This is a genomic window from Methylobacterium sp. J-067 (assembly GCF_022829465.1).
Lineage (GTDB): Bacteria > Pseudomonadota > Alphaproteobacteria > Rhizobiales > Beijerinckiaceae > Methylobacterium > Methylobacterium litchii.
Map to the genome: position 1 here is coordinate 99,092 of NZ_JAKSXZ010000058.1, position 26,291 is coordinate 125,382.

A 26,291-nucleotide genomic window follows, 5' to 3' on the forward strand; every position below is an offset into this window, starting at 1 on the left:
CCATGCGCCGCCTCATCCTCCTCCGCCATGCCAAGTCCGACCGGCCGGCGGGCGTGCGGGACCTCGAACGGCCGCTGAACAAGCGCGGCAAGCGGGCGGCGCCCGTCGTCGGCGAGCGGATCGCGGCGGAGGGCCTGCGCCCGGACCTCGCCCTCGTCTCGCCGGCACAGCGCACGCGCGAGACCTGGGCCGCCGTGAAGGGCGCCCTCGGCGACCCGCGCGACGAGACCGTGCCGGAAATCTACGAAGCCGCCGCCGAGGACATCCTCGCCGCGATCCGCACCGCGCCGGACGAGGCGGGCACGCTCATCGTCGTCGGCCACAATCCCGGCCTCGGCGACCTCGCGGTGATGCTGGCGGGGCAGGGGCCCCGGGGCCTGCGCGCCCTGCTGGCGAGCGAATTCCCCACCGCCGCCTTCGCGGTGATCGACTTCGATGCCGAGACCTGGGCCGGGGTCGCGCCGAGCCGGGGCCGGCTTGAGCATTTCGTCCGCCCCCGCGACATCGACCCCGCCCTCGCGGGCTAGACCGGCACGGGCGCCGCGTGCTGTGCGACCTCCGCGTGGGTGGGGAGGTCGGTGCCCGGCATGAAGGCGTCGAAGGCCGCCCAGAAATCCTGCCGGATCGCCTCGCGCTCGCTCAGGATCTCGTGGCGGGCATCCGGCAGCACGAGGATGTGCCCCGCCTTCAGCCGCGCGGCGAAGCGCTCGGTGATGGGCGTGCCGCAGACCGGGTCGGCGCCCGCCGCGACGATCAGCGTCGGGAGGGTGATGCGCGGCGCGGCGCGGGGATGGCGCAGGCGGGCCATGGCCCGGAACGCCCCCGCGAGCCACGCGATGGTCGGATCGCCCACCGCCCCGGCGCCCACCTGCCGTGCGGCCTCGGCGTTGCGGGCGTAGCGCTCGGGATCGCGGCACAGGCGATTGCCGGCGAAGGGCTTCGTGGCGATCGAGACCGGCTTGCCGAAGGGGATGTAGCGGCGGCCGAAGCCGAGGCGGTGCAGCCCCCGCGCCAGGATCGAGGCCGCGAGCGGCAGGCGGATCATGCGGATCGACAGCATCGGCGCCACGGTCACGAGCCGCCGGAACGGCAGCCAGCCGTCGAGGGCGCCGGTCAGGGCGACGCAGCCGCCCATGGAATGGGCGAGGCAGAGATGCGGGGCGGGCATCGTCGGCAGCACCGAATCCGCGACGGCCAGGATGTCGAGGCGGTAATCGTCGAAGCGGTCGACATGGCCCTTGTGCGGGTCGTCCACCCGCCGGTCGGAATCGCCCTGGCCGCGCCAGTCGAAGGCCACCACCGCGAAGCCGCGCCCGCGCAGGTCGCGGATCGTCTCGTAATACTTCTCGATGAACTCGGCCCGCCCCTGGAGCAGCGTGACCGTGCCCCGGCAACTGCGCGTGGTCGGCCGCCACGTCGCCGCGCGCAGGGTGCAATCGTCCCCCGTGCCAACGGCCACGATGGTGCCGCCCGGCGGGGCCGGGTTGCCCGGCGTGTCGCGCAGGCTGAGCATCGCGGGCTTGGGCCCGTCCTTGCCGTCGAACCGTGTCACCCGCGCCGCCTCCCCGTCACTGCCCCCGGGGCAGCCTGATCCGTGCCCCGGAAAAAATCCGTTTTCCCGGCCCGCCGGAGGGTCTTGCGACCCCGATCCGGCGCCCCGATATCCCGTCTGTGCCGGCCCTTAGGCGGCACGAGAGACCGGTCCGGCCCATTGGGCGGACCACCGAACATGTTGCTCTTCAAGAGGATATGTCATGCGTCAGTTCGATCTTGCTCCCCTTTATCGCTCCACCGTCGGTTTCGACCGCCTGTTCTCCGCCCTCGATCAGTTCGCGAGCACCGAAACCGCTCCGAGCTATCCGCCCTACAATATCGAGCGCACGGGCGAGAACGCCTACCGCATCACCGTCGCGGTGGCCGGCTTCACCGATGAGGACCTGTCGATCGAGGTTCGGGAGAATGCCCTGACCCTGCGCGGCGAGCGCAAGGGCGAGGCCGAGAAGCGCGCCGAGTTCCTGCACCAGGGCATCGCCGCCCGGGCGTTCGAGCGCCGCTTCCAGCTCGCGGACCACGTGCAGGTGACGGGCGCCGTCCTCGAGAACGGCCTGCTCCACGTCGACCTCGTCCGTGAGGTGCCGGAGGCCAAGAAGCCCCGCCGCATCGAGATCGCCTCGGGCCGTCGCCCCACCGCGCCGGTGATCGAGGGTCAGGTCTCCGAGGGCGACCGTCAGGCCGCGTAAGCGCGCCTGCAACCTCCGCGTGAGGGAGCGCCCCGGCCACCGGCCGGGGCGTTTTCATGCGGCCCGGACTGTCATAATGCCGTGCTCACCTCATGGTGATGTCGAAACCCGCAGCGCCCGGTCGGGCGCGCGGGGCGAGGGGGCGATGGCCGCGAATCTGTTCCACCGCGAGGCGGTTGCCGCGCTGGGTGCCGGGCTGCACCGGGGCGTGCAATGGGGCGTCACCGCGCCGCTCGCCAAGCTGACGCGCCGGCCGACCTCCGCCGAGATCGCCGACGTCCTGGCCGAGGCGGATGCGATCCGCCTACCGGAGCCCGGCGCGGACGGCCTCAAGGGCCGCAGCCTCGGGCGCATCGGAAACCTCGAGGTCCGCCTCGCCACCCGCCGCTCGGAGATCCGCCGGGCGCAGCGCCTGCGCTTCAAGGTGTTCTACGAGGAGATGTCGGCGGTGCCGACCGGCCTCGCCTCCCTGTCCCGGCGGGATGCGGATGCCTACGATTCCCTGTGCGATCACCTCCTGGTGCTCGACCACGACATCCTGAAGCCGGCCAAGACGCCGTTCCGCGCCCCCCGGCCCAAGGTGGTGGGCACCTACCGGCTGCTGCGCGGCGAGGTGGCCGAGCGCCATCACGGCTTCTACTCCGAGGGCGAGTACGACCTCTCCCCCGTGCTGGCCGCGCAGGGCGGGCGGCGCCTCCTCGAACTCGGGCGCTCCTGCGTGCTGAAGCCCTACCGGGGCAAGCGCACCGTCGAACTGCTGTGGCAGGGCATCTACGCCTACGTCCTGCACCACCGGATCGACGCGCTGATCGGCTGCGCCTCCCTGGAGGGGACGGACCCGGATCGCCTCGCCCTGCCGCTCTCCTTCCTGCACCACCATGCCCGCGCCCCCGAAGCGTGGCGCGCCTGTGCCCTGCCGGAGCGGGCGGTGCGCATGGACCGGCTCTCGAAGGAGGCGGTGGACCCGAAGGCCGCGCTGCAGGCCCTGCCGCCGCTCATCAAGGGCTACCTGCGGCTCGGCGCCACCTTCGGCGACGGCGCCGTGGTGGACCGCCAGTTCGGCACCACGGACGTGTTCGTCGCCCTACCGGTGGAGCGCATCGGCGCCCGCTACAGGGGGCATTTCGCCCCGGCCTGAGCCCGGCTGCGGCGCCCGCCTCCGTTGACAGGCCCGGCCCCGAGGCGGATACCCCCGGCCGATCCGATGCAGCAGCGCCTCGCCAAGACCGCGGTGATGGTGGCCCACGATCTCGCGGCGACCGCCGCGGCCGTGGTGCTGACCTTCCTGTTCCGCTTCCAGGGGGCGATGCTCGCCGAGCGGCTGCACGCCCTGCCGCTGCTGCTGCCGCCGTTCCTCGTCGTCGCGGGGATCGTCTACGCCCGGTTCCGGCTCTACCGGACCAAGTGGCGCTTCGCCTCCCTGCCGGACCTCGCGGGCATCGTCCGCGCGGCGAGCGTGCTCGCCCTGGTGCTCCTCGTCGTCGACTGGGTGCTAGTCTCGGCCGATCTCTACGGCTTCTACTTCTTCGGCAAGATCGCCATCCCCCTCTACTGGGTGTTGCAGATCTTCCTGCTCGGCGGGACGCGGGCGGCGTTCCGCTACCTGAAATACACGCGCTCGCGGCAATCGAACGCCAAGGCCGCCACGGTGCCGACGCTGCTCCTCGGGCGCGGCTCCGACATCGACGTGCTCCTGCGGGCCATCGAATCCGGCGCGGTGAAGAAGCTCGCGCCGCGGGGCATCCTGTCCCCCCGCCGGGACGAGGCCGGGCAGTACATGCGCGGCGTGCCCGTGCTCGGCGATTTCACCGAGCTGGAGCGGGTGGTGATGGATTGCGGCGCGCGGGGCGAGCCGATCCGCCGGCTGGTGGCGGCGCCGAGCGCGCTGGCCCCGGAATCCGCCCCCGACGACCTCATCGCCCGCGCGCGGCGCCTCGGCCTGCCCCTCGCCCGCGTGGTCGGGCTGGGGGAGGGCACGCAGGGGCCGGAGCTGGCGCCGCTGGAGATCGAGGACCTGCTGCTACGCCCGACCGTGGCGATCGACCGGCCCCGGCTGGAGGGCTTCCTCACCGGCCGCCGGGTGGTGGTGACGGGGGGCGGCGGCTCCATCGGCTCGGAGATCTGCCTGCGCGCCGTGGCCTTCGGCGCCGCCGCCGTGCTGGTGCTCGAATCCTCCGAGCCGGCGCTGCACGGCATCCTCAGCCACCCGGCGATCATCGACGCGCCGGCCGAGGTGACGGGCGTCATCGCCGACATCCGCGACCGCGAGCGGACCTTCGCGGTGATCGCGGCCTTCCGGCCGGATTACGTGATGCACGCCGCCGCCCTGAAGCAGGTGCCATTCCTCGAACGGGACTGGCAGGAGGGCATCAAGACCAACGTCTTCGGCTCCCTCAACGTGGCCGAGGCCGCCGTGGCCGCCCGCGCCCGGGCCCTGGTGATGATCTCCACCGACAAGGCCATCGAGCCGGTCTCGCAACTCGGCGTCACCAAGCGCTTCGCGGAGATGATCGCCCAGTCCCTCGACGCGGCGCAGGCTCGCCTGCCGGGCCACCCGACCCGGCTGATCGCCGTGCGCTTCGGCAACGTGCTCGGCTCGGCGGGCTCGGTGGTGCCGGTGTTCAAGGCGCAGATCGCCCGGGGCGGCCCGTTGACCGTGACCCACCCGGACATGGTCCGCTACTTCATGACCGTGCGCGAGGCCTGCGACCTCGTGCTCACCGCCGCCTCCCATGCCGACGGCGAGGCGCGGGCGGACGGGGGCGAGCAGGCCGCCGTCTACGTGCTGAAGATGGGCCAGCCGGTGCGGATCGCCGAACTCGCCGAGCGGATGATCCGGCTCGCGGGGTTCGAGCCCGGCACCGAGATCGAGATCGCCTATACCGGCGCCCGGCCCGGCGAGCGGCTGAACGAGATCCTGTTCGCCCGCGAGGAGCCGCGCATCGGCCTGCCCGGCATCGAGGGGGTGATGGCGGCCCAGCCGATCTTCGCCGACCGGCCGCGCCTCGACGCCTGGATCGCCCGCCTGCGCGCCGCCGTGGAGAGCGGCGACCGGGCGGCGGCGGATGCGGTGTTCGAGGAGGCGGTGCCGCATTTCCGCGAGCGCGGGGCGGCGAAGGCGGAGGCCGCCGCGCTGCCGGCCGCGCCGATGGTCCCCGCCGCCGCCGAGCCCGTGGCCCTAGGCTGAGCGCGAGAGCCGCGCCAACCCCTCTCGCGTCGGCATGGCCGGCTGCCAGCCGAGGCGCGCGAGGCCGTCGCCGCGCGCGACGAGACCGCCCGCCACCCGCTCGAACAGCTCGCCACGCCCGGTGAGCCGGCAGGCGAGGCCGAGGAGCGATTCCGGCACCGGCAGCAGCCCCGGCCGGCGGCCGAGCCCGTCGCGCAGGGCGGCGATCATCTCCGGCAGGGTCAGCGGGTCCGGGTCGGCGGCGATGAACGGCGCCCGCAGGGGCTCCGACGCCCGCAGCAGCGTGTCCACCGCCGCCGCAAGGCTCTCCACCGAGATCAGCGAGCGCTCGGCCCCCAAGCCTCCCACCGGCAAGGGATAGGGCGAGCGGGCGAGCCGCAGCAGGGTCTCCAGATTGCCCTTCGCGCCGGGGCCGTAGACGAGGACCGGCCGCAGGGCTGCCCAGTCGAGCCCGGTGGCGGCGAGCGCCTTCTCGGCCTCGCGCTTCGAGCGGCCATAGGGGTCGGTGGGGCGGGGCTCGTCCGCCTCCGTGACGATGCCGGATGCGGTCGCCCCCGTCTGGGCGCGGATCGAGGAGAGGAACACGAAGCGGCGCACCTTCGCCCGCTCGGCGGCCTGGGCGAGGCGGGCCGTCGCCTCGGTGTTGAGGGTGCGGTAATCGTCCTCCGGCGCGCCGGACATGGCGTGGGCGAGGCCGGCGGAATGGACCACCGCGTCCACGTCCGACAGGGCGGCGGCCATGTTGATCGGCCGGGTGAGATCGCCCACCACCGCGCTCGCCGCCCCCGGCGGCACCTCGACCGGCCGGCGCAGCAGCACCCGCACCCGGTAGCCCCGCGCCGTCAGCGCCGCGAGGAGGTGGCGGCCGATGAAGCCCGTCGCCCCGGTGAGCGCCACGAGACCGGTCATGAGGCAATCCCCGCGAAGCGGCGCAGCAGGAGGGCGACGATCCCGCCCCCCGCCGCCAGGGCGGCGAGCGAGACCGGCCAGGACGGCCATACCACGCTCGCGGCGGCGAGGCCCGCGAGCGCGAGATTCGCCAGGAACACCCGCCCCACCACGCCCCGGACGGTGAGGCCGTTCACCGTCGCCCGCTGGTAGAAATGGGAGCGGTGCGCCTCCCACACGCGCTCCCGCCGTCTCGCGCGGGCGGCGAGGGTGAGGCTCGCATCCGCGAGGTAGACGAGCGGCAGCAGGAGCGCCGCCGCAAAGCCGCCGGTCGCCGCGAGGTGCCAGAGCAGCCACGCGGTCACGAGGCCCACGGGCAGGGAGCCGACATCCCCGAGGAAGAGGCCCGCCACCGGCCGGTTGAACGGCGCGAAGCCGAGCATCGCCCCGAGCAGGGAGGCCGCCACCAGGGTCGGCAACAGGGGCAGGATTCCGGCGAGGCCGAACAGCACGAGGGTCGCCGCGACGGGGACGATCTCGGCGACCGTCATCCAGTCGAGCCCGTCCATGAAGTTCGTGAGGTTCACGAACCACAGGCCGGCGAGCGTCGCGAGGGCGCGTTCCAGCCACAGGGGGATCTCCGGCACGAGCCGCCCGTCGAGATGGGAGACCAGCAGCCCGACGACGAGGATCTGCACCGCGAGCCGGGGCAGGGCAGGGAGTGGGCGCAGGTCGTCCACCGCCCCGAGCACGGCGAGGGCCAGAGTGCAGCCCGCGAGCCAGGTCCAGGCCTCGCGCGGGCCGACCTCCGGTGCCCCGGCGAAGAGCCCCGAGACGGTGACGAGGGCCGTCACCACCGCGATGCCCCCGCCCTGCGGCGTCGGCACGACGTGGCTCGACCGGGCGTTCGGCCGGGCCAGCGCGTAGCGGCGCAGCAGGGGCATCAGCCGCAGGATCAGCCCCGCCGAGAGGGCGGCGGCCAGCGGCGCGGCGAGGAGGGGAATCCAGGCGAAGGTCATGCTGTCGCGGGGCTGTAGCCCGGCCGGCGCCGCCGGGCCAGGGCCGTTTCCGGTGGATGAATGACCGGCGTCCTTGCGCAACTTCGCCGTTCCCGGCACGTTCTCTCCCTGAGACGAGGCTGGGCCGACGGAGGACGGCGCCCATGGCGACGCTCAAGGAATTCGAGGAAGCCCTGCGCGAGCACGGCATGAACATGGCGCTGGCGCTGCTGGAGCGCCTGCGGGAGCGCGACCGCGCGACCCGCACGGTGAAGCCCGCCCGGCGCCTCACGGGGCAGAAGATGACCCCGGAGCTCGCCCGCTCGATCCTGGAGCTTCATGCCAGCACGGGGATGACCCAGCAGGAGATCGCGTTCAAGGTCGGCGTGAACCAGGGCCGGGTGAACGAGGTCATCAAGCGCGGCAAGTGGCTCACCGACGATCCGCACGCCCCCGAGGCCGTAGCCCGCGACAGGGCCGTCGCCCGCCTGCGCGGCGATCCGAAGCCACGCAAGCCCGCCTCGACCAAGGCGCCGGTCAAGGCCAAGGACAAATCCGCCCCGCCGGGACGCCGCAACCAGGGGCAGCTCGTCTTCGGGGACCTGTAGGGCGGACTCGCAAAGGTCGCATCGGGCCGCCATGTGTGGCGGACGTTCGGCACGACCCCGAGAGACCATGAACCTCACCGGCATCCACCATCTGACGGCCGTCACCGCCCGCGCGGCGGACAACCTCGCCTTCTACACGGAGGTGCTCGGCCTGCGGCTCGTGAAGCAGACGGTGAACCAGGACGACGTCTCCGCCTACCACCTGTTCTACGCGGACGGGCTCGCGAGCCCCGGCAGCGACATCACCTTCTTCGACTGGCCGGCGCCCCCTGAGCGCCGGGGCGCGAACAGCATCGTCCGCACGCACCTGCGGGTGGCGGGCGGCCTCGACGGCTGGTGCGAACGCCTCGACCGGGCCGGCGTGACGCGCGGCGCGCCCGAGACCCGCGACGGACGCCTCACCCTCGATTTCGACGATCCGGAAGGCCAGCGCCTCGCCCTCGTGGACGATAGCGGCGCGGGCGAGGCCCATCCCTGGGACCGCTCGCCGGTCCCGGCCCCCGAACAGATTCGCGGCCTCGGGCCGATCCGCCTCGCGGTGGCCCAGCCGGAGCGCACGGGTGCCGTCCTGACCGACGTTCTGGGCATGCGCCGGGAGCGGGGCTTCGATGCGCCGGAAGGGTGGGTTGAGGTCTTCGCCATGGGTCCCGGCGGTCCGGCGGCGGAGATCCAGCTTCTGCGCGACACCTCCGCTCCGGCGCGGGCGGGAGCGGGCGGCGTCCACCACGTCGCCTTCCGCATCCCCGATGCGGAGCACGAGGCCTGGGCCGACCGGCTGCGGGCGAACCGCGTCCCGTCGAGCGGGCCGGTGGACCGTTACTACTTCCGCAGCCTGTATTTTCGCGAGCCGAACGGCATCCTGTTCGAGATCGCCACCGATGGGCCGGGCTTCGCTGCCGACGAGCCCCTGGAGACGCTCGGCGAACGCCTCGCCCTGCCGCCGTTCCTCGAACCGCGCCGGGCAGCCATCGAAGCAGGTCTCAAGCCCCTGCGTCGTTAAGAATTTCGAACGATTCCAGGGGGTTCACTTCTGCGCGCGGTGTGGCGTCGCGTGCCTTGACGCGCGTGTCGCAGCGCGGGAAAAGCCAGCCAAATCCGAAATCGCCAGACCATGCCAGGCTGTGGGGACTGATGCCGCGATGAGCAAGTATTACGAAGAGCGGGTGCTGTCGGTGCACCACTGGACCGACACACTGTTCTCGTTCCGCACCACGCGGGATCCCGCTTTCCGCTTCCGCAATGGCGAATTCACGATGATCGGCATGGAGGTCGAGGGGCGGCCGCTCCTGCGCGCCTACTCGGTCGTCTCGGCCAATTACGAGGACGAGCTGGAGTTCTTCTCCATCAAGGTGGCGAACGGCCCGCTCACCTCGAAGCTCCAGCATCTCAAGGTCGGCGATCCGATCATCGTCGGCAAGAAGCCCACCGGCACCCTGGTGCTCGACAACCTGATGCCCGGCCGGCACCTCTACCTCCTCGGCACCGGCACCGGCCTCGCGCCCTTCCTGTCGATCATCAAGGACCCCGAGACCTACGACCGGTTCGAGAAGGTCGTGCTGGTCCATGGCTGCCGTCAGGTGCAGGAACTCGCCTATGGCGAGACGATCACGCAGGACCTGCCGCAGCACGAGTTCCTGGGCGAGATGATCGCGAGCCAACTGATCTACTACCCCACCGTGACCCGCGAGCCGTTCCGCAACCGCGGCCGGATCACCGACCTGATGGTGTCGGGCAAGCTGTTCGAGGATATCGGCCTGCCGCCGATGTCGAAGGACGCCGACCGCTTCATGCTCTGCGGCTCGCCGGACATGATCCGCGACACGCGCCAGCTCCTGGCCGATGGCGGCTACGAGGAAGGCAACCACGGCGAGGCCGGTCACTTCGTGATCGAGAAGGCCTTCGTCGAGAAGTAAGCGTCCCGCGCTGACGGAACCGGGCCCGGTGCGAGGGATCGCGCCGGGCTTTTTCGTCAGCGGTCCCCGACCGGAGCCCCCGGCACGCCCTCGGCGAAGGGTCCGCCGCCCGCGCTGAACAGCTTGCGCAGGAAGCCCGGCGCGATGGCCGAGAGGGGGTTCACGGTCACGTCCGGGCTCGACAGCCGGCCGGACACGCGGAAATTCACGGCGAACAGTCCCTCGTTGTTTCCGCCTCCGAGGAGTGGCCCGACGATCGGCAGCTGCGCGGCGACGTTGTTCAGCCCGTAGAGCGGCACGAAGGTGCCGTTGATGTCCGTGCGCTCCCGGCCCGTGTCGAGCCAGCCGGACAGGGTGAAGCCCAGCGCCGCGTTCGAGATCGCCGCATCGGTGAAGTCGACCCGCGTCCCCGTGCGCACGAAGTTCGCCCGCATCCGGTCGAAGGTGACGGAGCCGGTGGAGGGCGCCGGGGCCGGCGCCGCCTTGCGCCCGCGCGGGGTCGGCGCCGGCTCGGCCTCGGCCGGGTCCGGCCCCTGGGCCATGATGCTCGACAGGGCCGGCTCGTTGCGCAGGGAGAAGTCGCGGATCTGCACCACGCCCGTCTGCGGCCCGTCGTTCAGGCCGATTCCGGCGGCGAGGCGCCCGCCATACATCTTCTTGTAGATGTCGAGGAAGCGCAGCGTCGCCCCCGCATCGGCCGATTCCACCGCGAGCGTCGGCGCGCCGCGCTCCCCGCGCGTCACGTTCGCCACCAGGGGCGCCGAGCGGAAGCGGCCGGAGATCGTCCCCGAGCGCAGGTCGTGGCCGCGTAAGGAAAGCTTGAAGTTGGCGCTGGTGATCGCCTCGTCGTTGAAGCCGGTGACGATCGGAACCTGGATGTCGGCCTCGATATCCTTCGGCGCTGCCTCCTTGCCGCCCTTGCCGTCCGGCCCGGAGAGGGACTTCAGGAAGGGCCGTGCATCCAGCACCGCGCCACGGACCACCACCTTGTAGGTGCTGCCGCTGCGGTCCACCACGACGCGCAGGTCGTCCCCCGGCGAGAGCTTCACGCTGGTGAGTTCGGCCCGCTCCAGGCCCCCCTCGGTGGAGAGCGTGGCGCTGCCCCGCACCGAGGCCTGCCCGGCATCGACGGCGATGTCGCGCAGGTCGTAGCCGCCCTCGCGCTCGGTGAGGGTCATGGCCATCTTGCCCGCCCGGCCCGACGGCTTGGCGAAGCCCGGCAGGATCCCGTCGATCCCCGCCTTGGTGAGGTCGGCCTCGATCCGCACGGGGGTCTTGGTCGCGCCCGGCTTACCGAAGGCGATCACCGCCTTCACCGGCACGGTGCCGGTGAGCTGCGGCGCGGCCGGCAGGCCCTTCTTCACGCGCAGGGCGTCGTCGAGGGCGAGGCTCACCACCGCCTCGCCCGGCGCCCCGATCTTGGCCTGATGCATCTCGACGGTGATCGGCGCGCCGCCGACCCGGCCCTCGCCCTTCACGGCGACGGCGCCCTTGTCGTAGCTCACCGCGAAGCGGCCCGCTTCCAGCCGGTCCTTGCCGACGACCTTGTCCACCGACAGGTCGGTGAGCGCGCCCGACAGGGTGATCGGCATGTCCGCGAGCTCGGGGATGTGCTTGAGGTCGAGGGGGAAGTCGACGCGCAGGTCGACATTGCCCTTCACGGTGGCCGGATCGACCTCGGCGCTGAGCACGCTCTTGAACAGCTTCGATTCGATAACGCTGGCGAGGCCGTCCGCGCCGCCGGAGAGCCGCAGGCCGATCTGCGCCACCACGTGGTCGGGGTTCGCGTCCGCGATCACGAAGCTGCCGTCCGAGAGGGAGACGGAGCGTCCGTCGGGGCCGCGCACCTCGGCGGTCACGTTGCGGATCGTAGTGGAACGGCCGGTGATCAGGCCGATGACCGAGCCCTTCACGATGGGCGGCGCATCTGACGAGACGTCGATCGCCGCGTCCGAGACCCGGAAGGCGATGTTCAGCCCCTTGTCGGGCAGTGGCGCGCCCTTGGTCGCCTCCGCGATCTCCGTGCCGGTCATCACGACCTTCATGTCGGCATTGTCGACATGGCCGCCGCGGAGCTGGTCCGCGAGGTAGTAGCGCACGGCCGGGGCGATGTGTTCGGGCCAGAGGCGCAGGAAGGTCCGCACCTCGCCTTCGCTGGCGAGGATGTGCAGGTTGATGCCGCCGTCGTCGGCCTCGGTGCCGACCGTGCCGGTGATGTGCCCTTTCACGCCGGGGCCGGAGAGAGCGAAATCGTCGATGACGATGCCGCCGTTGCGGCCCGTGAGGCGGGTGTCGAGGCTGTCGATCCGCACCGGCACGTCCTTCGACGTCGCCCCGCGCAGGGTGCCGTCGCGGCCGGAGAGCGAGGCCGTCCAGGCGGAGTCGGCGCCGGGCGGGCTCTGGGCCCAGTTACCGGTGAGATGGAGCGTGTTGCCGCCGCCCACGTAGTCGAGGGCGCTGAGGGCCATGGTCCGGGCGGCCTCGTCCCAATCGAGGGTGGCGCTCAGGTCGTCGATCGTGACCGGGTTGAAGTCCTTCTCCTCGATGAGGAACGTGCCCTCGCCGGTATGGACCTTGGCGCTCATCGTGGTGATGGCGCCGTTCTTCAGGGCCACGTCGGCGCGGGCCGAGAGCTTCAGGTCCGTGGTGAGCGGCAGGCCGGATTGGCCCGCGAGCAGCAGGAGATCGGTGACGGGTAGGTCGTCCAGGCTGATGCGGCCGGAGCGGGCGCCCTCGCCGTTCTCGTGCAGGCTGCCGCCGAAGCGCCACTCGCCGTGCGGGCCGTCGAGGCGCAGTTCGAAGCTGCGGGTGCCGTTCACCGGGTCGCGCCCGAACAGGCCGTTGACCCGGGCGAAGACCGCCCGCTCCCGGCCGTCGTCGTCGATGAGGCGCATCCGCGCGTCGGTGATCCGCGCCCGGTCGAGGGCGCCGACCACGCCGCCGGGATCGAGCACCACGCCGAAGATCGAGGCCAGGGCCGCCGAGAGGGGCGAGACGTTGCCCCGGGCCGCATCGACGCTCGGGGGCGTGTGCGGCTCTATGTCGACGGGCTGGGCCGCCTCGGAGGCGGCGAAGGCGATGGAGCCGTCCTTGTGGACGAGGGCCGTGGTCTGGGTGTCGCGGAACTCGATGGAGCGCGGCTTCAGGCTCAGCGTCAGCAGGCCCCAGGGGTCGAGGCTGACCAGGGCCAGCGGCGCCCGCACCACCAGCGCCCCCTGCGGGTTGCGGATGTCGAGCCCGGTGAAGCGCAGGGCCAGCGCGTTCTCGCGGTCGAGTTCGAGGCTGCTGCCGCGGAGCGCGATCGACCAGCCGGGGCCGATCCGCTCGGCCACCGCCTTGGCCACGGCGGCCGACAGGCCGTCGATCCGCATCGGGCCGTTGGACAGGCGGATCGCCGCGACCCCGATCACGAGGCCGAGCAGCGTCACGGTGCCGACCATGCCCAGAAGGCAACGCCAGCCCCAATGCCGTTGTCCCTGCCTCGTCGGGCGACTCGTGATCTTCAGATCCGCCATCGAGCCCCTTGGTCCGGGTGTTCTCGTTCGGTGATCGCAGGGCGGGACGGGATTCCCGCTTGCGGTGAATCGGTGCGCATGCGGCCTTTACAGCGGCGGCGCGCCGGGCTTGGCTGTCCGGGCGGGGCGCCGGAACTGGCGTTCACCCACACCATCAATCGGCCGAAAGGAAGGCACGATGGCCTTGAGCGAGGGGGCTGCCGCCCCGGATTTCGACCTGCCCGCCTCGGGAGGAGGGCGCATCGCACTGGCTGCGCTCAAGGGACACAAGATCGTGTTGTACTTCTATCCAAAGGACGACACGAGCGGTTGTACTCTGGAAGCGCAGGGATTCAACGCCCTTCTGCCGGCTTTCGAGACGGCTGGAGCGCGAATCATTGGAATGTCGCCCGATCCGGTGAAGAGCCACGACAGGTTCTGCGGCAAGTACGGGCTCGCCTTCCCCCTCGCCTCGGACGAGGACAAGGCGGTGCTCGGCGCCTATGGCGTCTGGGTCGAGAAGAGCATGTACGGCCGCAAGTACATGGGCGTGGAGCGGACCACGGTCCTGATCGACCGGGAGGGCACGGTCGCCCGCATCTGGCCGAAGGTGAAGGTGCCGGGCCATGCGGAGGAGGTGCTCGAGGCCGCCCGCGCCCTGCCGTAGAGGAATAGGGTCCGCACGGATCCTTAACCCTGATCGGGTCTGAATACGGGGAACGCCTTCGAGCCTCCCGAATGATTCGAACGACTTCCGCCCACATACAGGATGGGGCGCCCCGGCGCCTCAGGCCGTGGCTCGGCGCGGGACTCGCGGTGAGCCTGCTCTGGTCGGGCACCGCGACCTACCTCGTCCTGTTCCGGGACGAGGCGCTCGGCCGGATCGTGGCCGGGCAGGTGGCGATGCGCAACGCCTACGAGGCGCGGATCGCCGGGCTGCAGGAGCGCGTCGACGGTGCCCGGCAGGAGGGTGCCGAGGCCCGGGCGAGCCTCGCCGCGCGGGTGCAGGGCGCCCTGGACCGGCAGGCCGAGCTGGAGCGCCGGCAGGCCGCCCTCTCGGGCCTGATCGACACCGCCGCCACCGGCTCTCTTCCCGCCTCGGCAAGGGCCTACGCCGCCCCCCTGACCGGGTTCGAGTTGCGGCAGGACTCCCCCGCCGAGGCTACTCCAGCATCCTGGTCCGCCCCTTCGCCCGACCGCCGCAGCGCCCTGGAGACCGAGGATGGTCTGATCCGCCTCGAAGCCCGCCTCGGCGGGCTGGAGGAGGCGCAGGGGGCCCATCTCGGGCGCCTCGCGCGGGGCGCCGAGACCGGCATCGCGCGCCTGCGTGCCGTCGTCGCCCGCGCCGGGATCGATCCGTCGCGCCTGCTGCCGCCCGCGCCGGGCGAGCGGGTCGGCGGCCCCCTCGTGCCCCTCGACGCGACGGCCATCGAGCAGCAGGGCTTCGACGGCGGCCTGAGCCTCGTCGGCCGGCTGATCGGCAACGGCCAGCGCCTGCGGCAGGCCGTCGGGGACCTGCCCCTGCGCAAGCCGCTCTCCGGCGAATCCAGCCTGTCGAGCCCGTTCGGACCCCGGCTCGACCCGTTCACGAGGGGCCTCGCCCTGCATACCGGCCTCGACTTCAAGGCCGAGTACGGCGAGCCGGCGCGGGCCACGGCGCCGGGCGTCGTCACCGAGGCCGAATGGGCCGGCGGCTACGGCAACATGGTCGAGCTCACCCATGGCCACGGCCTCGCCACGCGCTTCGGCCACCTCGCCCGCATCGTGGTGCGGCCGGGCCAGCGCGTCGCGGCGGGCGACGTGATCGGCTATGTTGGCTCCACCGGCCGCTCCACGGGCGCGCACCTGCATTACGAGACCCGGATCGACGGCGAGCCGGTGGATCCGCAGCGCTTCCTGGAAGCCGGCCGCTCCCTCGACGGCCTGCGCCTGGGCGGCGGCTGATCGCCCCTCCGGCCACGGAGAACTCGACGGCGGCACGCCTTTGCGCGACATCTGGCGGGATAGCGGATTCTCCAACGCGCGAGCGCAGTGCCCTTGCCCCACTTCGATGACTTCTACGCCGCCAAGCTGCGCGGCTCGCTGGGCGTCACGGACGCCGAATCGGTGCTCGACCTGCGCGGGGCCAACAAGGCGACGGCCGAGGCGTCCCTGCGGGAGATGATCGAGCGCAGCCGCTTCGCGAAGGGCAAGACCGTCGCCGTGCGGCTCGATCCCCCGCCGGAGGGCGGCGGCGAGACCCTGTTCCAGCCGGCCGGACGGCTTCTCCTCGACGCCAAGCGCCGGGGCCTCGTGGAGCGCCTGCAGACCTTGCCGGCCCAGGACGGGCTCGGCTTCTACGTCGCCCTCACCGGCCGGGCCGAGAAGGCGGGAGCCTGAACGGATGGCGCCGCTCGCGCGTTGAGCGGGGTCCACACAGCCCCGGTCCCATGCCCAGCGTCCCGTCTGCGAAGACCATCCCCGGCGGGCGCAACGCCCTCGAACGCCTCGCCCGCTACGGCTACGGCGCGCGGGGCACCGTCTACGTCCTCGTGGGTGGCCTCGCCCTCCTGGCGGCCTTCGGCGGCGGGCGGCCGGGGGACAGCCACGACGCCCTGCGCACCGTCCTCGTCGGGCCGTTCGGCGCCGTGCTCGTCGGGCTGATCGCGCTGGGGCTCCTCGCCTTCGCCCTGTGGCGCGCGGTGGAGGGGGTGACGGATGCCGACCGGCGCGGCACCTCCCTGAAGGGCCTCGTGACGCGCGGCGCCCACCTCGTGAGCGCGCTGCTCTATCTCGGGTTGGCCGGCACGTCGGCCTCGCTCTGCCTGGGGCTCGGCTTCGGCGGGGGCGACGGCGTGCATGACGGCACGGCGTGGCTGCTGGCCAAGCCGATGGGCCGGTGGCTGGTGGCGCTGGTCGGCCTCGCCGTGGCGGGGACGGCGGTCGGCTACCTCGCCCGCGCCTGGAAGGGCGACACGACGGCCCGCCTCGCCCTCGACGGGGAGGCGCGGCGGCGCTGGGCCGAGCCGACCGGCCGCTTCGGCTACGCGGCGCGGGGGGTGGCGTTCCTGATCATCGGCGGCTTCGTCGCCGCCGCCGCGTGGTACCAGAGTTCGGCCGAGGCGAAGGGCCTCGGCGACGCCTTCGTGCTGCTGCGGCGCCAGCCCTACGGCACGGTGCTCCTCGCCCTGGTCGCCGCCGGCCATATGGCCTTCGGCGCCTTCGGCCTCATCCAGGCCCGCTACCGCCACATCGACGCCCCCGACGTCGACCGGGTCGACGACGAGGCGGTGGCGGCGGTGCGCCGGCTGGCCTGACCCGGCCTTAGAGCCCCACGGGGCGGCCGGCGGCAACGACGAGCATCTTGCCGTCGGCGAAGGTGCGGGCGGCGGCGCGGCGGATGTCGGCCTGGGTCACGGCCTCCACCATCGCGTTGCGGCGGGCGATGTAGTCCATGCCCAGATCCTCGAAGGCGATCTGCACCAGCTGGTGCGCGATCTTGGTCGAGGTGTCGAAGCCCAGCGCGTAGGACCCGGTGAGGTAGTCCTTGGCCTTCTGCAGCTCCTCGTCGGAGGGGCCTTCCGTGATGAGCCGGCCGATCTCGTCGCCGATCACCGACAGGGCCTCGCCGACGCGCTCGTTCTTGGTGGCGGTGTAGCCCCAGATCATCGCCGCCGAACGGTGGCTGACCAGCGACGTGCCGACCGAATAGGCGAGGCCGCGCTTCTCGCGCACCTCTTGGAACAGGCGCGAGGTGAAGGCCCCGCCGCCGAGCACGTGGTTCAGCACGTAGGCCGGGATGAAGTCCGGGTCGCGCCACGGGATGCCGGCCATGCCGAAGCGGATGACCGATTGCGGCACGTCGAGATCGACCACGATCTTGCGGTCGAGCTCCTTGATCTGCGTGCGTGGCACGGCGGTCAGGGCGCCGGCCTCGGGCAGGGTGCCGAAGGCGCGGGTGAGAGCTTCCGCCAGGGCCTCGGCCCCGATGGCGCCCACCGCCGCGACCTTGATCCGCCCGCGCCCGATCAGCCGCGCATGCATGGCGAGGATGTCCTCGCGGGTGATCGCCGCGACGCTCTCGATCGTGCCCGACGAGGGCCGGGCATAGGGATGCCCGTCGAAGGCCTCCTTGAAGAACCGGCGGGAGGCCATCACGCCCGGATCGTTCTGCTGGTAGCGCAGACCCGCCATCACCTGCGCCCGCACACGCTCGATGGCGTCCGGGTCGAGGCGGGGCTTGGCCAGCGCCAGGGCGAGGAGGTCGATGGCCTCGTCCGCGTGCTTGAGCAGCATCTTCAGCGAGCCGCCGAGCGCGTCGGGGCCGGCATGGAAGGAGAGCTCGATGGCCCGCGCGGCCAGCCGCTCCTGGAAGGCGTCGGAGGTCAGGTCGCCCGCGCCCTCATCGAGGAGACGGGCAAGCATCTGCGCGCAGCCGGCCTTGCCCTCGGGGTCCTGGGCGGCGCCGCCCTCGAAGGTGAAGGACAGGGCGATCATCGGCACGACGTTGGACTCGACGTGCCACGCCTCGACGCCGGGAACGGCCACGACCGGCAAGGCCGTCGTGGGGCTCGTGGCGTTCTGCGTGTCTGTGTCGGCCAGGTTCATGGCAGCCTCGTATGTTCTCGTTGCGGTCGCGGGCGGGAGGCGGTTCGGACGAACCTACTCGGCGGCCAGCGCAACCGGGGCGTCGGGGTCCCGGGCCTTGGTGAGGTAGCCGGTCACGGAACGGGCGGGGGAGAGCCAGCGCTCGCAGGCCGCCTGAAGGCGCTCCCGCGACACCGCCTCGATGTCCGTCGGCCAGCGGCGGACGTCCTCGATGGATTCGCCGATGGCCAGCGCCGAGCCGTAGATGCGGGCGAGGGAGGATTGGCTGTCCGACGAGTAGACGGTCTCCGCCACGAGGCGGGTCTTGGCCCGCTCGATCGCGTCGGGGGCGAGGGCATCCGCCGGGGCGCGGGCCAGCACCCGGTCGAGGGCGGCTTCCAACTGCTCCAGGCTCACGCCCTCGGCGGGCACGGCGTAGACGGAGAAGCGGGTGTCGTCGATGGCCGAGCCCATGTACCAGGCGCCGGCATTCACCGCGATGCCCTGCTCCAGCACCAGCTTGCGGTAGAGGTAGGAGGTCGAGCCGCCGCCCAGCACCTCGGCCAGCAATTCGAGGTCGTGACAGCCGCCATCGGTGGCGGTGATGCAGGACGGGGCCAGATAGAGCCGCTGCAGCGTCGGCTGCTCGACCTTCGGATCCGCCACCGAGACCCGGCGCAGGGCGCGGGGCTCCGGCTCGCGGGGGCGGCGGCGCTCCGGCCGGGCGCCGCGCGGGGCGACGCGGCCATAGGTGTCGTCGGCCAGCCGTCGCACCTCGTCCGGGGTCACGTCGCCGGCCACGATCAGGATCGCGTTCTCGGGCGTGTAGAAGCGGTTGTAATAGTCGAGGGCGTGCTCGCGGTTCAGCCCCTCGATCTCGTGCATCCAGCCGATGATCGGGATGCCGTAGGGGTGGTGCACGAAGAGCGAGGCCGCCATCGCCTCGGAGAGCTGGGCGGAGGGGTCGGTCTCGACCCGCATCCGGCGCTCCTCAAGCACCACGTCGCGCTCGGGCGCCACCACCGCGTCGTCGAGGACGAGGCCGTGCATCCGGTCCGCCTCGAAGGCCATCATCGTGCCGAGATGGTCACGGGCGACCCGCTGGAAATAGGCGGTGTAATCGTAGCTGGTGAAGGCGTTCTCCTGGCCGCCGAGGCCAGAGACGGCCTTCGAGAAGGCGCCCACGGGGTGCTTCTCGGTGCCCTTGAACATCAGGTGCTCGAGGAAGTGGGCGATGCCGGACTGGCCGAGCGGATCGTCCGCCGACCCGTTGCGGTACCAGATCATGTGGGTCGCCACGGGCGCCCGGTGATCGGGCACCACCACCACGTCGAGGTTGTTGTCGAGGGTGAAGGACGAAACCTCCGGCCCGCCGGCCTCGGAGCCCCCGAAGGCGGCGGCCTCCCCCCGCCCGGCGGTGGCCGCGAAGCGGGAGCCCCGCATCGAGGGGAAGAGGGTCGGCGTGCCCGTCCTGAAGAGGTGCATCAAGCTTGTCCTTACCCGGCTCCGCCCTCGGCGACCCCTCCCTGACAGGCGGGCCGGAACGCGGAGCCTTTGCGATTCCCGGCGGCAAGAGCCGTACCGGGAAAGTCCCTATGTTGCCGTCGTCGGCCCATGTCGCAACTGCGCCACGGTATCCCGCACGGACGCGGCCGGCGTCAGCGCCGCTGCTGCGACCGGAGGTAGGCGCCCGGATCGGCCTCCTCGCGCTCGGCGCTGGCGTTCTTCACCGGCTCGCCCTCGGTGCGCACGAGCTTCTTCGGCGCCTGCCGGTAGCCCTTCGGCGGCTCGACCAGCGTCTCGCGGGTCGGCTCGACATCCGAGGCCTGCTTGTCCTCGCTCTTGCCCTTGAACAGTTCGAGCGGGTCGAGCCACGAGGCGCGGCGGGCGTTGTCGCCGGGCTTGTCCTCGGCCTCGGTGGTGAGGTTCGCCCCGGCGCGGCGGCCGGCGCGCATCTCATCGACCGACATGGTCGCGTTGTTGTCGTTGTAGCGGCCGGCGGTCTGGTTGCCCTTGGGCACCCGCCGCTCCTCGACCTCGCGCTCGCGGGCGACGATCTCGGGATCCTTCGGCCAGGCCGCGTTCTTGGCGCGGGCGCGGGGCGCGGGCAGGGCGTTGCCGTCGAGCTTCGGCGGCATCACCAGCGGCGCGCGCTCGTGATAGTCGATCGGCGCCTGCGGCTTTTCGAGGAGGCCGATGCCGGAGAGGGCGTCGCGCATCAGCTCGCCGCTCTGCTGCGCCTGGGCCGAGCCCGCCGCGACGACCGGAACGAGGGCCGCCACGGAGAGGAGGAGTCGAAGCCTGCGTTGCGCGCTCATGCTACCTCACGGGTGCCGGCCGAGGATTCGGCGCGGGGACGGCCGCCGCGCGGCCTGATCCGACGAAGACCGGGGTGAAACCGGTTTCCGGCGATCGTATGGCGCCTTGACCACGCCCGACCAGTCCAGACGTACTGGGAGGCCCTGTGTGTTCTGCGTATCACGGCCGCGGCGCGGCGTTGTCGCGCGCCCGCCCGGCGGTGGCCGGGATGAGGCTGTCGAGGATCAGCCCGATCACGCCCGCCACGATGGCCGCGTCGGCGACGTTGAACACGTACCACGACCACCCGCCCGCATGGAGGTGGACGAAATCGAACACCGCCCCGTAGACGGCCCGGTCGACGGCGTTGCCCAGCGCCCCGCCGACGATGAGGCCGAGCGCCACGGCCAGCAGCCGGGAGCCGGCCCGCATCATCCAGAGGCCGAGCCCCAGGGCGGCGACCAGGGAGAGCGCCACCAGCAGCCAGCGGCCGAAGGCGCCGTCCTGCTGGAACATCCCGTAGGAGACGCCCCTGTTCCACACCACCACGAGGTCCGTATAGGGCCCGTAGCGCCAGGGCTGGGTGAGCACGAGGTCCGTGCCGAAATACAGCCCGAGCTTCGTCGCCTGGTCGGCGACGAGTGTGAGGACGAGGGCCAGGAGGCCCGCGCGGGGAGGGGTAAGCCTCACGCCGCGCTGGCCTCCGGATGCGCCGCATCCCATTCCCGCAGGGCCTGGGCATCGCGCGGCGTCACCTCGGGGAACTCCGCGTCGGTGCCGACTTCGGGGCTGACCCGCCAGGAGCGGGCGCATTTGCGGCCCTGCGCCGGGGCCGGGACCACGGCGACGCCCTTCACCTCGTCGAGGCGGAAGGCCTCGGCCGGACCCTCGCCCGCCTCCACCGCGATGGCGGAGGTGATGCAGGTGTCCGCGAAGGCGGTCAGGCCCAGGGATTCCACCGCCGCGCGCAGGTCCGCATCCGCGATGAAGACCTTGGGCGCGGCCTCCAGGCTCGCGCCGATGCGCTTGGCCGCCCGCTCGATCTCAAGGGCCCCCGTCACCACCCGGCGCACCCGGCGAATCTTCTGCCACTTGGCCGCCAGGGTGTCGTCCCGCCAGGAGGCGGGCGTCTCCGGCAGGGTCTGGAGGTGGACCGAACCCTCCTCGGACGGGGTGCGGTCGAGCCACGCCTCCTCCGCGGTGAAGGCCAGGACGGGCGCGAGCCACACCACGACCCGCTTGAAGGTTTCGTCGATCACCTGCAACGCCGCCCGCCGCGTCGGCGAGGAGATCGGATCGCAGTAGAGCGCATCCTTGCGCACGTCGAAGTAGAAGGACGACAGGTCGCCGGTCATGAACCCGTTGAGCAGGGCCACGATCCGCTTGGTGTCGTAGGTGGCGTAGGCCTCGCGGATCTCGCCATCGAGTTCGGCGAGCCGGTGCAGGATCAGCCGCTCCAATTCGGGCATTTGCTCGAACGGAACGTCGTCGCCGGGGACGCGGTGCGCCAGCGAGCCCAGCATCCAGCGGAGCGAGTTGCGCAGCTTGCGGTAGGTTTCCGCGAAGGTCTTGATGATCTCCGGGCCGATGCGCAGGTCGTCGGTGTAGTCGGAGGCCGCCACCCACAGGCGCAGGATGTCGGCGCCCGAATCCTTGATGACGCTCTGCGGCGCGACGACGTTGCCCTTCGACTTCGACATCTTCAGGCCCTTGCCGTCGAGGACGAAGCCGTGGGTCAGCACCACGTCGTAGGGCGCCCGGCCGCGGGTGCCGGAGGATTCGAGCAGCGAGGACTGGAACCAGCCGCGATGCTGGTCCGACCCTTCGAGGTACATCACCTTGTCCTGCCCGCCGTCGCGGATCCGCGTGACGCCGGAGAGGCCGGGGAAGGCCTCGGGATCGTCCAGCACGAAGGCGTGGGTCGAGCCGGAATCGAACCACACGTCGAGCACGTCCATCACCTGCTCGTAGGCGGCCGGATCGTGCTCGGGGGCGAGGAAGCGGGCGGCGGCGCCGGGGGCGAACCACGCGTCGGCGCCCTCAGCAGCGAAGGCCGCGTGGATGCGGGCGTTGACGGCCTCGTCCTTTAGAACCTCACCGCTCTCCTTGTGGACGAAGACGGTGATCGGCACGCCCCAGGCACGCTGGCGCGAGACCACCCAATCCGGCCGGTTGCCGACCATGCCGTCGATGCGGTTCTTACCCTGCGGCGGCACCCACTGCGTGTCGTTGATCGCCTGCACGGCGACCTCGCGCAGCGTCCGGTTGCCGAGGGCATCGACCGGCCGGTCCATGGCGATGAACCATTGCGGCGTGTTGCGGAAGATGACCGGCTTCTTCGAGCGCCAGGAATGCGGATACTGGTGGCGCAGCACCCCGCGCGCGACCAGCGCACCGGCCTCGGTCAGCGCCGCGATCACCGCCTTGTTGGCGTCGCCCTTCTCGCCCTTCTCGGTGTAGACGCGACGGCCCTCGAAGCCCGGCGCCGCCTTGGTGAGCGTGCCGTCGGCATCGACCGTGTAGGGGATCGTGGTGTCGATGCCCCGCTCGGCGAGGCGGCGGCCGGAGGCCATCCAGATCTCGAAATCCTCGCGGCCATGGCTCGGCGCGGTGTGGACGAAGCCCGTGCCGGATTCGTCGGTGACGTGGTCGCCGTCGAGGAGCGGCACGTCGAAGCCGTAGCCGAGGCCCGCCAGGGGATGGGCGAGGGTGAGGCCCGCAAGCGCGTCGGCGGGGACGTCCGAGACCCGCTCGAACGCCTCGACGCGGGCGGCCTTGAACACCGTCGCCGCCAGGGAATCCGCGAGCACGTAGGTCTCGCCGGGCTTGGCCCAGTTCTCCTCCGGCGCCGCCGTGACCTTGTAGAGCCCGTAGGCGATCTTCTTCGAATAGGCGACGGCGCGGTTGCCCGGCATCGTCCAGGGGGTCGTCGTCCAGATCACGACCCGCGCCTCGGAAAAGGCTTCGCCGCCCTGGGTGATCGGGAAGGCCGCGAAGATCGTATCGGAGACGTGTTCCTCGTACTCGACCTCGGCCTCGGCGAGCGCGGTCTTCTCAACCACCGACCACATCACCGGCTTCGATCCGCGATAGAGCTGGCCGGTGACGGCGAACTTCATCAGCTCGTCGGCGATGGCGGCCTCGGCCGGGAAGGCCATGGTCGCGTAGGGATGGTCCCAGTCGCCGGTGACGCCGAGCCGCTTGAACTCCTCGCGCTGCACGTCGAGCCAATGCGCGGCAAAGGTCCGGCATTCCTGCCGGAACTCGATCACCGGCACGTCGTCCTTGTTGCGGCCCTTGGCGCGGTATTGCTCCTCGATCTTCCACTCGATCGGCAGGCCGTGGCAGTCCCAGCCGGGGACGTAGTTGGCGTCCTTGCCCAGCGTCCCCTGGCTGCGGACGATCACGTCCTTCAGGATCTTGTTCAGCGCCGTGCCGATGTGGATGTTGCCGTTGGCGTAGGGGGGGCCGTCGTGCAGCACGAATTTCGGCCGCCCCGCCGCCGCCTGCCGGATCTTCTCGTAGAGGCTGATCCGCGCCCAGCGCTCCAGCAGCAGCGGCTCGCGGGTCGGCAGCCCGGCGCGCATCGGGAACTCGGTGCTCGGCAGAAACAGGGTCTTGGAATAGTCGCGGGCCGGCGCGGCGGGCGCGTTCGTGTCGGGGGTGGTCATCGGGTCTCGCAAGGTCGGGCCGATCGGGCGGCCATAAGGGGGCGCTGGGGACAGGCGGCGGATCCCGGCCGTCCGCGAAAGCCCTGCCGCACCACGCGCGCGGGCCCTCAGGCGGCGGCCGGGCTCGTAATTCGCCGTCCGCCGGGAGCGGGGCGCGATGCGCGGGGAGGGACCATCCCGCCTCTCTAGCAGCCGGCCCCGGCGGATGCCAGCGGGAGGGCGGAGCGGCCCTGCAACGATTCGCGGCTCCGGCCGTTCGGAGGGAGTGCCGATGTCCGGCCACGCTTCAGGAGGAATGCCCGTGAGACTCTCCCTCAGAACCGCCCTCGTCGCGGCCGCGCTCGCCGCCGGCTCCCTCACCGCCGCGATGCCGGCGCAGGCCCAGGGTCTGGTCGGTGGCGTGCAGCGCGGCGCGGCCGAGGGTGATCGCGTCGGCGGACCCATCGGCGGCGTGGTCGGTGGCGCCGTGGGCGGCGCGGTCGGCACCGTGAACGGGGCGCTCGGCATCGATCCGGGCCGGCGCGCCTACCGCACCGACATGCGCTCGCGCCGGGCCTACCGCCGCGCCCATCACCGCCGTCATCACCGCTGAGAGCGGGGAGGGCCGGGGCAGGGCGCCCCGGCCGCTCACGCCGTCCGGCGAAGGGTGTCCTGCGCCAGGAGATACAGCCCCGAGCCGATGACGATCATCGCGCCGACGATGGTCCAGCGCCCCGGCAGGTCCCCGAATAGCAGGAAGCCGAGGGTCACCGACCAGAGCAGCTGCGTGTAGATGAACGGCGCGAGGACGTTGGCCGGCGCCCGGGCATGGGCCAGCACGAGCAGCCAGTGGCCGATCGTACCGAACAGGGCCACCGCCAGCAGCAGCGCCCAATGGCTCCACTGCGTGGGGTTCGACCAGATCCAGGGCAGCAGCGGCGCCATCAGGGCGACGCCCGCGAGCCCGGTGTAGAACATGGTCGTGGCGGTGGAATCGTAGGACGCGAGCTTGCGCGTCACGATGGCGTAGAGGGCGTAGACCAGCACGTTCGCCACGCTGAGCAGGGCGGCCGGATGCATGGTGCCGACGCCGGGGCGCACGATCACCAGCACGCCGAGGAAGCCGATGCCGATGGCGGTGAGCCGGGCGCGGGACGACCATTCCCCCAGCAGCGGCCCCGCGAGCAGGGCGACGGTGAGCGGCGCGGCGAACTGGATCGAGATCGTCTCGGCCATCTGCAGGTAGCGCAGGGCCATGAAGTTCAGGGCCGTGGAGGCGAAGAGCAGCAGGGAGCGCACCACCTGCAGGCCGAGCCGGCGGCTGCGCACCACGCTCGGCGTGCGCACCGGGTTCACGAAGAGCGAGATCATCGCGACGCTGGCCGCGTAGCGCATGAAGGTGGTGACCAGGGGATCGACCCCCGCCCGCGCCAGGGTCTTGCCGCAGGCATCCAGGCTCGCGAAGAAGGCGACCGCGCCGCACATGAGCGCGATGCCCACCATCCGGCGACGCCGGGCGGCCTCGGCCTCACTGGCGGTGGCGATCCCGGCCGGGGCCGGGACGGTGGAGGCGGAACTGGCCATGGATGCGAATCGCGAGGGGCGCGGGAAACCGCGACGCTGGCGGCACGATGCCATGCGTGCCACGGCACAGGTAGGCGCGGCGGCGCAACCGAACCATGCGGCGAGGTCGCGGGACGCGCAGGCGCCGCTTACCGTTCGTTAACGCTTCGGCGCGTCAGCGCTTCGCGGCCTTCTTCGGAGCCGGCGCGCTGGCGTTCGCCATCAGGGCGGCGAGGTGCGACTGGTCGAGTTCGGAGGGCTGCGGCGCGCGGGCCACGGCCGGGCGCGGCGCGGCGGGGGCCGGCGCCACGGCCTGCCGCATCTCGACGGCCGGCGGCGGTGCGCTGGCGCGGGGCGAGATCGAGCCCGTCGTCTCGGGATCGGCGATGCTGGCGATGGCGGGGGTGGTCAGCCCGTCCGAATCCCGCTGCAGGCGCAGGGCCCAGTGGATCCCGGTGGAGAGGGCGGCAACGGCCAGGATGGCCTTGATCCCGCTTGTGAGCAGGGAACGCATGCAATCGAAACCCGAATGAACGCCCGAACGATGGACCGGATCCCGGCCCATCGCGACCTTCGCACCGGAGCGTGAAGAAAGCGGGAAGACGGAGGGGTGCCCCCTGCTCCGCTTCGGGACACGGGCGTCTCGACCGGGGAGAGAAAGTGAGTGGGCCTTGCGCCTGATCCGCGGTTCCTGTTCCCCGCGCCTCCGACACCCCTGCAGCCGCTCGGCCCACTAAGCCTCACAGGCGCGGCCCAGAGAACTGGTCCGGACCGCCCCGTCACTGCCGACCCCGCTACCATGCAGGCCCGAGAGGGCTCGCGAAACCGTCAGGCGCATCGGCCACGGGGAAGGCCCGTGTAAGGGGTCGCAAGCGAGCCGGCAACC

The 26,291-nt window shown here is 72.0% G+C and carries 23 protein-coding genes; 12 read left to right on the plus strand and 11 right to left on the minus strand.

Going from position 1 to position 26,291, the window contains the following annotated elements; translation table 11 throughout:
- Window positions 1-2 precede the first annotated feature (2 nt).
- Window positions 3-527 (plus strand): SixA phosphatase family protein, encoded by a 525-nt coding sequence (locus MKK52_RS05960; protein ID WP_243952993.1) that lies wholly within the window; start codon window positions 3-5, stop codon window positions 525-527.
- Here the strand turns inward: MKK52_RS05960 and MKK52_RS05965 are convergent.
- Window positions 524-1,513, minus strand: a complete 990-nt coding sequence (locus tag MKK52_RS05965; protein WP_243952994.1) for an alpha/beta fold hydrolase — start codon at window positions 1,511-1,513, stop codon at window positions 524-526. The genes MKK52_RS05960 and MKK52_RS05965 overlap by 4 nt on opposite strands.
- 241 nt (window positions 1,514-1,754) lie before the next feature.
- Here MKK52_RS05965 and MKK52_RS05970 point away from each other — a divergent pair, with 241 nt between their 5' ends.
- From MKK52_RS05970 to MKK52_RS05980, 3 genes are all read left to right on the plus strand, one after another.
- The gene (locus MKK52_RS05970; RefSeq protein ID WP_243952901.1) at window positions 1,755-2,240 is read left to right on the plus strand and encodes an Hsp20 family protein; all 486 of its coding nucleotides are present in this window, start codon (window positions 1,755-1,757) and stop codon (window positions 2,238-2,240) included.
- 145 nt (window positions 2,241-2,385) lie between these two features.
- Window positions 2,386-3,378 (plus strand): GNAT family N-acetyltransferase, encoded by a 993-nt coding sequence (locus MKK52_RS05975; RefSeq protein ID WP_243952902.1) that lies wholly within the window; start codon window positions 2,386-2,388, stop codon window positions 3,376-3,378.
- Window positions 3,379-3,444: 66 nt separating this feature from the next.
- Entirely contained in the window at window positions 3,445-5,427 is a 1,983-nt protein-coding gene (locus MKK52_RS05980) for an SDR family NAD(P)-dependent oxidoreductase (RefSeq protein ID WP_243952903.1), read from the plus strand.
- On the opposite strand, the gene MKK52_RS05985 is transcribed toward MKK52_RS05980, so the two are convergent.
- Together MKK52_RS05985 and MKK52_RS05990 are read right to left on the minus strand one after the other, a co-directional pair.
- Entirely contained in the window at window positions 5,419-6,336 is a 918-nt protein-coding gene (locus tag MKK52_RS05985; RefSeq protein WP_243952904.1) for an NAD-dependent epimerase/dehydratase family protein, read from the minus strand. The genes MKK52_RS05980 and MKK52_RS05985 overlap by 9 nt on opposite strands.
- Window positions 6,333-7,334 carry an MraY family glycosyltransferase gene (locus MKK52_RS05990; protein WP_243952905.1) on the minus strand — a complete coding sequence of 334 codons (1,002 nt, stop codon included), beginning with the start codon at window positions 7,332-7,334 and terminating at the stop codon, window positions 6,333-6,335. The genes MKK52_RS05985 and MKK52_RS05990 overlap by 4 nt, the downstream gene beginning before the upstream one ends.
- 143 nt (window positions 7,335-7,477) lie before the next feature.
- Between MKK52_RS05990 and MKK52_RS05995 the strand changes: the two genes are divergently transcribed.
- The 3 genes from MKK52_RS05995 to MKK52_RS06005 all read left to right on the plus strand — a co-directional run bounded on the left by MKK52_RS05995 (window position 7,478) and on the right by MKK52_RS06005 (window position 9,834).
- Window positions 7,478-7,921, plus strand: coding sequence for an RNA polymerase subunit sigma-70 (locus tag MKK52_RS05995; protein ID WP_243952906.1), 444 nt, complete (start codon window positions 7,478-7,480; stop codon window positions 7,919-7,921).
- A gap of 67 nt (window positions 7,922-7,988) precedes the next feature.
- Entirely contained in the window at window positions 7,989-8,921 is a 933-nt protein-coding gene (locus tag MKK52_RS06000; RefSeq protein ID WP_243952907.1) for a ring-cleaving dioxygenase, read from the plus strand.
- A gap of 139 nt (window positions 8,922-9,060) precedes the next feature.
- Window positions 9,061-9,834 (plus strand): ferredoxin--NADP reductase, encoded by a 774-nt coding sequence (locus MKK52_RS06005; RefSeq protein ID WP_243952908.1) that lies wholly within the window; start codon window positions 9,061-9,063, stop codon window positions 9,832-9,834.
- A 56-nt stretch (window positions 9,835-9,890) separates the two neighbouring features.
- Here the strand turns inward: MKK52_RS06005 and MKK52_RS06010 are convergent, their stop codons facing one another.
- Window positions 9,891-13,274, minus strand: coding sequence for a DUF3971 domain-containing protein (locus tag MKK52_RS06010; RefSeq protein ID WP_243952909.1), 3,384 nt, complete (start codon window positions 13,272-13,274; stop codon window positions 9,891-9,893).
- 253 nt (window positions 13,275-13,527) lie between these two features.
- Between MKK52_RS06010 and MKK52_RS06015 the strand changes: the two genes are divergently transcribed.
- The 4 genes from MKK52_RS06015 (at window position 13,528) to MKK52_RS06030 (ending at window position 16,624) form a co-directional block, all read left to right on the plus strand.
- Complete coding sequence (locus tag MKK52_RS06015; RefSeq protein ID WP_243952910.1) at window positions 13,528-13,995, plus strand: peroxiredoxin; 468 nt, start codon at window positions 13,528-13,530, stop codon at window positions 13,993-13,995.
- Window positions 13,996-14,066: 71 nt separating this feature from the next.
- The gene (locus MKK52_RS06020) at window positions 14,067-15,272 is read left to right on the plus strand and encodes a M23 family metallopeptidase (RefSeq protein WP_243952911.1); all 1,206 of its coding nucleotides are present in this window, start codon (window positions 14,067-14,069) and stop codon (window positions 15,270-15,272) included.
- 93 nt (window positions 15,273-15,365) lie between these two features.
- The gene (locus MKK52_RS06025; protein ID WP_243952912.1) at window positions 15,366-15,707 is read left to right on the plus strand and encodes a hypothetical protein; all 342 of its coding nucleotides are present in this window, start codon (window positions 15,366-15,368) and stop codon (window positions 15,705-15,707) included.
- Window positions 15,708-15,757: 50 nt separating this feature from the next.
- The gene (locus MKK52_RS06030; protein WP_243952913.1) at window positions 15,758-16,624 is read left to right on the plus strand and encodes a DUF1206 domain-containing protein; all 867 of its coding nucleotides are present in this window, start codon (window positions 15,758-15,760) and stop codon (window positions 16,622-16,624) included.
- Window positions 16,625-16,631: 7 nt separating this feature from the next.
- On the opposite strand, the gene MKK52_RS06035 is transcribed toward MKK52_RS06030, so the two are convergent.
- From MKK52_RS06035 to ileS, 5 genes are all read right to left on the minus strand, one after another.
- Complete coding sequence (locus MKK52_RS06035) at window positions 16,632-17,915, minus strand: M16 family metallopeptidase (protein ID WP_243952914.1); 1,284 nt, start codon at window positions 17,913-17,915, stop codon at window positions 16,632-16,634.
- A gap of 54 nt (window positions 17,916-17,969) precedes the next feature.
- The gene (locus tag MKK52_RS06040; RefSeq protein ID WP_243952995.1) at window positions 17,970-19,337 is read right to left on the minus strand and encodes a M16 family metallopeptidase; all 1,368 of its coding nucleotides are present in this window, start codon (window positions 19,335-19,337) and stop codon (window positions 17,970-17,972) included.
- Between the two features lie 215 nt (window positions 19,338-19,552).
- Window positions 19,553-20,212 (minus strand): hypothetical protein, encoded by a 660-nt coding sequence (locus MKK52_RS06045; RefSeq protein ID WP_243952915.1) that lies wholly within the window; start codon window positions 20,210-20,212, stop codon window positions 19,553-19,555.
- Window positions 20,213-20,372: 160 nt separating this feature from the next.
- Window positions 20,373-20,915, minus strand: coding sequence for a signal peptidase II (gene lspA, locus MKK52_RS06050; RefSeq protein WP_243952916.1), 543 nt, complete (start codon window positions 20,913-20,915; stop codon window positions 20,373-20,375).
- The gene (gene ileS, locus MKK52_RS06055; RefSeq protein WP_243952917.1) at window positions 20,879-23,863 is read right to left on the minus strand and encodes an isoleucine--tRNA ligase; all 2,985 of its coding nucleotides are present in this window, start codon (window positions 23,861-23,863) and stop codon (window positions 20,879-20,881) included. Before ileS ends, lspA begins: the two co-directional genes overlap by 37 nt.
- 295 nt (window positions 23,864-24,158) lie before the next feature.
- Here ileS and MKK52_RS06060 point away from each other — a divergent pair, with 295 nt between their 5' ends.
- Window positions 24,159-24,455 carry a hypothetical protein gene (locus MKK52_RS06060; protein WP_409564624.1) on the plus strand — a complete coding sequence of 99 codons (297 nt, stop codon included), beginning with the start codon at window positions 24,159-24,161 and terminating at the stop codon, window positions 24,453-24,455.
- A 35-nt stretch (window positions 24,456-24,490) separates the two neighbouring features.
- Here MKK52_RS06060 and MKK52_RS06065 read toward each other — a convergent pair whose 3' ends face one another.
- Window positions 24,491-25,426, minus strand: a complete 936-nt coding sequence (locus MKK52_RS06065) for a DMT family transporter (protein WP_409564625.1) — start codon at window positions 25,424-25,426, stop codon at window positions 24,491-24,493.
- Window positions 25,427-25,580: 154 nt separating this feature from the next.
- Window positions 25,581-25,919 carry a hypothetical protein gene (locus MKK52_RS06070; RefSeq protein WP_243952918.1) on the minus strand — a complete coding sequence of 113 codons (339 nt, stop codon included), beginning with the start codon at window positions 25,917-25,919 and terminating at the stop codon, window positions 25,581-25,583.
- Window positions 25,920-26,291: the final 372 nt, after the last annotated feature.

What these genes read in the sequence shown, in the direction of transcription:
- MKK52_RS06015 (WP_243952910.1), top strand. Translation starts at nt 13,528, where the DNA reads ATGGCCTTGAGCGAGGGGGCTGCCGCCCCGGATTTCGACCTGCCCGCC.
- MKK52_RS05990 (WP_243952905.1), bottom strand. Translation starts at nt 7,334, where the DNA reads ATGACCTTCGCCTGGATTCCCCTCCTCGCCGCGCCGCTGGCCGCCGCC.
- MKK52_RS06035 (WP_243952914.1), bottom strand. Translation starts at nt 17,915, where the DNA reads ATGAACCTGGCCGACACAGACACGCAGAACGCCACGAGCCCCACGACG.
- MKK52_RS06030 (WP_243952913.1), top strand. Translation starts at nt 15,758, where the DNA reads ATGCCCAGCGTCCCGTCTGCGAAGACCATCCCCGGCGGGCGCAACGCC.
- MKK52_RS05995 (WP_243952906.1), top strand. Translation starts at nt 7,478, where the DNA reads ATGGCGACGCTCAAGGAATTCGAGGAAGCCCTGCGCGAGCACGGCATG.
- lspA (WP_243952916.1), bottom strand. Translation starts at nt 20,915, where the DNA reads ATGGGATGCGGCGCATCCGGAGGCCAGCGCGGCGTGAGGCTTACCCCT.
- MKK52_RS06010 (WP_243952909.1), bottom strand. Translation starts at nt 13,274, where the DNA reads ATGGTCGGCACCGTGACGCTGCTCGGCCTCGTGATCGGGGTCGCGGCG.
- MKK52_RS05985 (WP_243952904.1), bottom strand. Translation starts at nt 6,336, where the DNA reads ATGACCGGTCTCGTGGCGCTCACCGGGGCGACGGGCTTCATCGGCCGC.
- MKK52_RS06020 (WP_243952911.1), top strand. Translation starts at nt 14,067, where the DNA reads ATGATTCGAACGACTTCCGCCCACATACAGGATGGGGCGCCCCGGCGC.
- MKK52_RS06070 (WP_243952918.1), bottom strand. Translation starts at nt 25,919, where the DNA reads ATGCGTTCCCTGCTCACAAGCGGGATCAAGGCCATCCTGGCCGTTGCC.
- ileS (WP_243952917.1), bottom strand. Translation starts at nt 23,863, where the DNA reads ATGACCACCCCCGACACGAACGCGCCCGCCGCGCCGGCCCGCGACTAT.
- MKK52_RS06065 (WP_409564625.1), bottom strand. Translation starts at nt 25,426, where the DNA reads ATGGCCAGTTCCGCCTCCACCGTCCCGGCCCCGGCCGGGATCGCCACC.
- MKK52_RS06045 (WP_243952915.1), bottom strand. Translation starts at nt 20,212, where the DNA reads ATGAGCGCGCAACGCAGGCTTCGACTCCTCCTCTCCGTGGCGGCCCTC.
- MKK52_RS06000 (WP_243952907.1), top strand. Translation starts at nt 7,989, where the DNA reads ATGAACCTCACCGGCATCCACCATCTGACGGCCGTCACCGCCCGCGCG.
- MKK52_RS05960 (WP_243952993.1), top strand. Translation starts at nt 3, where the DNA reads ATGCGCCGCCTCATCCTCCTCCGCCATGCCAAGTCCGACCGGCCGGCG.
- MKK52_RS05970 (WP_243952901.1), top strand. Translation starts at nt 1,755, where the DNA reads ATGCGTCAGTTCGATCTTGCTCCCCTTTATCGCTCCACCGTCGGTTTC.
- MKK52_RS05975 (WP_243952902.1), top strand. Translation starts at nt 2,386, where the DNA reads ATGGCCGCGAATCTGTTCCACCGCGAGGCGGTTGCCGCGCTGGGTGCC.
- MKK52_RS06060 (WP_409564624.1), top strand. Translation starts at nt 24,159, where the DNA reads ATGCCCGTGAGACTCTCCCTCAGAACCGCCCTCGTCGCGGCCGCGCTC.
- MKK52_RS06040 (WP_243952995.1), bottom strand. Translation starts at nt 19,337, where the DNA reads ATGCGGGGCTCCCGCTTCGCGGCCACCGCCGGGCGGGGGGAGGCCGCC.
- MKK52_RS06005 (WP_243952908.1), top strand. Translation starts at nt 9,061, where the DNA reads ATGAGCAAGTATTACGAAGAGCGGGTGCTGTCGGTGCACCACTGGACC.
- MKK52_RS05980 (WP_243952903.1), top strand. Translation starts at nt 3,445, where the DNA reads ATGCAGCAGCGCCTCGCCAAGACCGCGGTGATGGTGGCCCACGATCTC.
- MKK52_RS05965 (WP_243952994.1), bottom strand. Translation starts at nt 1,513, where the DNA reads ATGCTCAGCCTGCGCGACACGCCGGGCAACCCGGCCCCGCCGGGCGGC.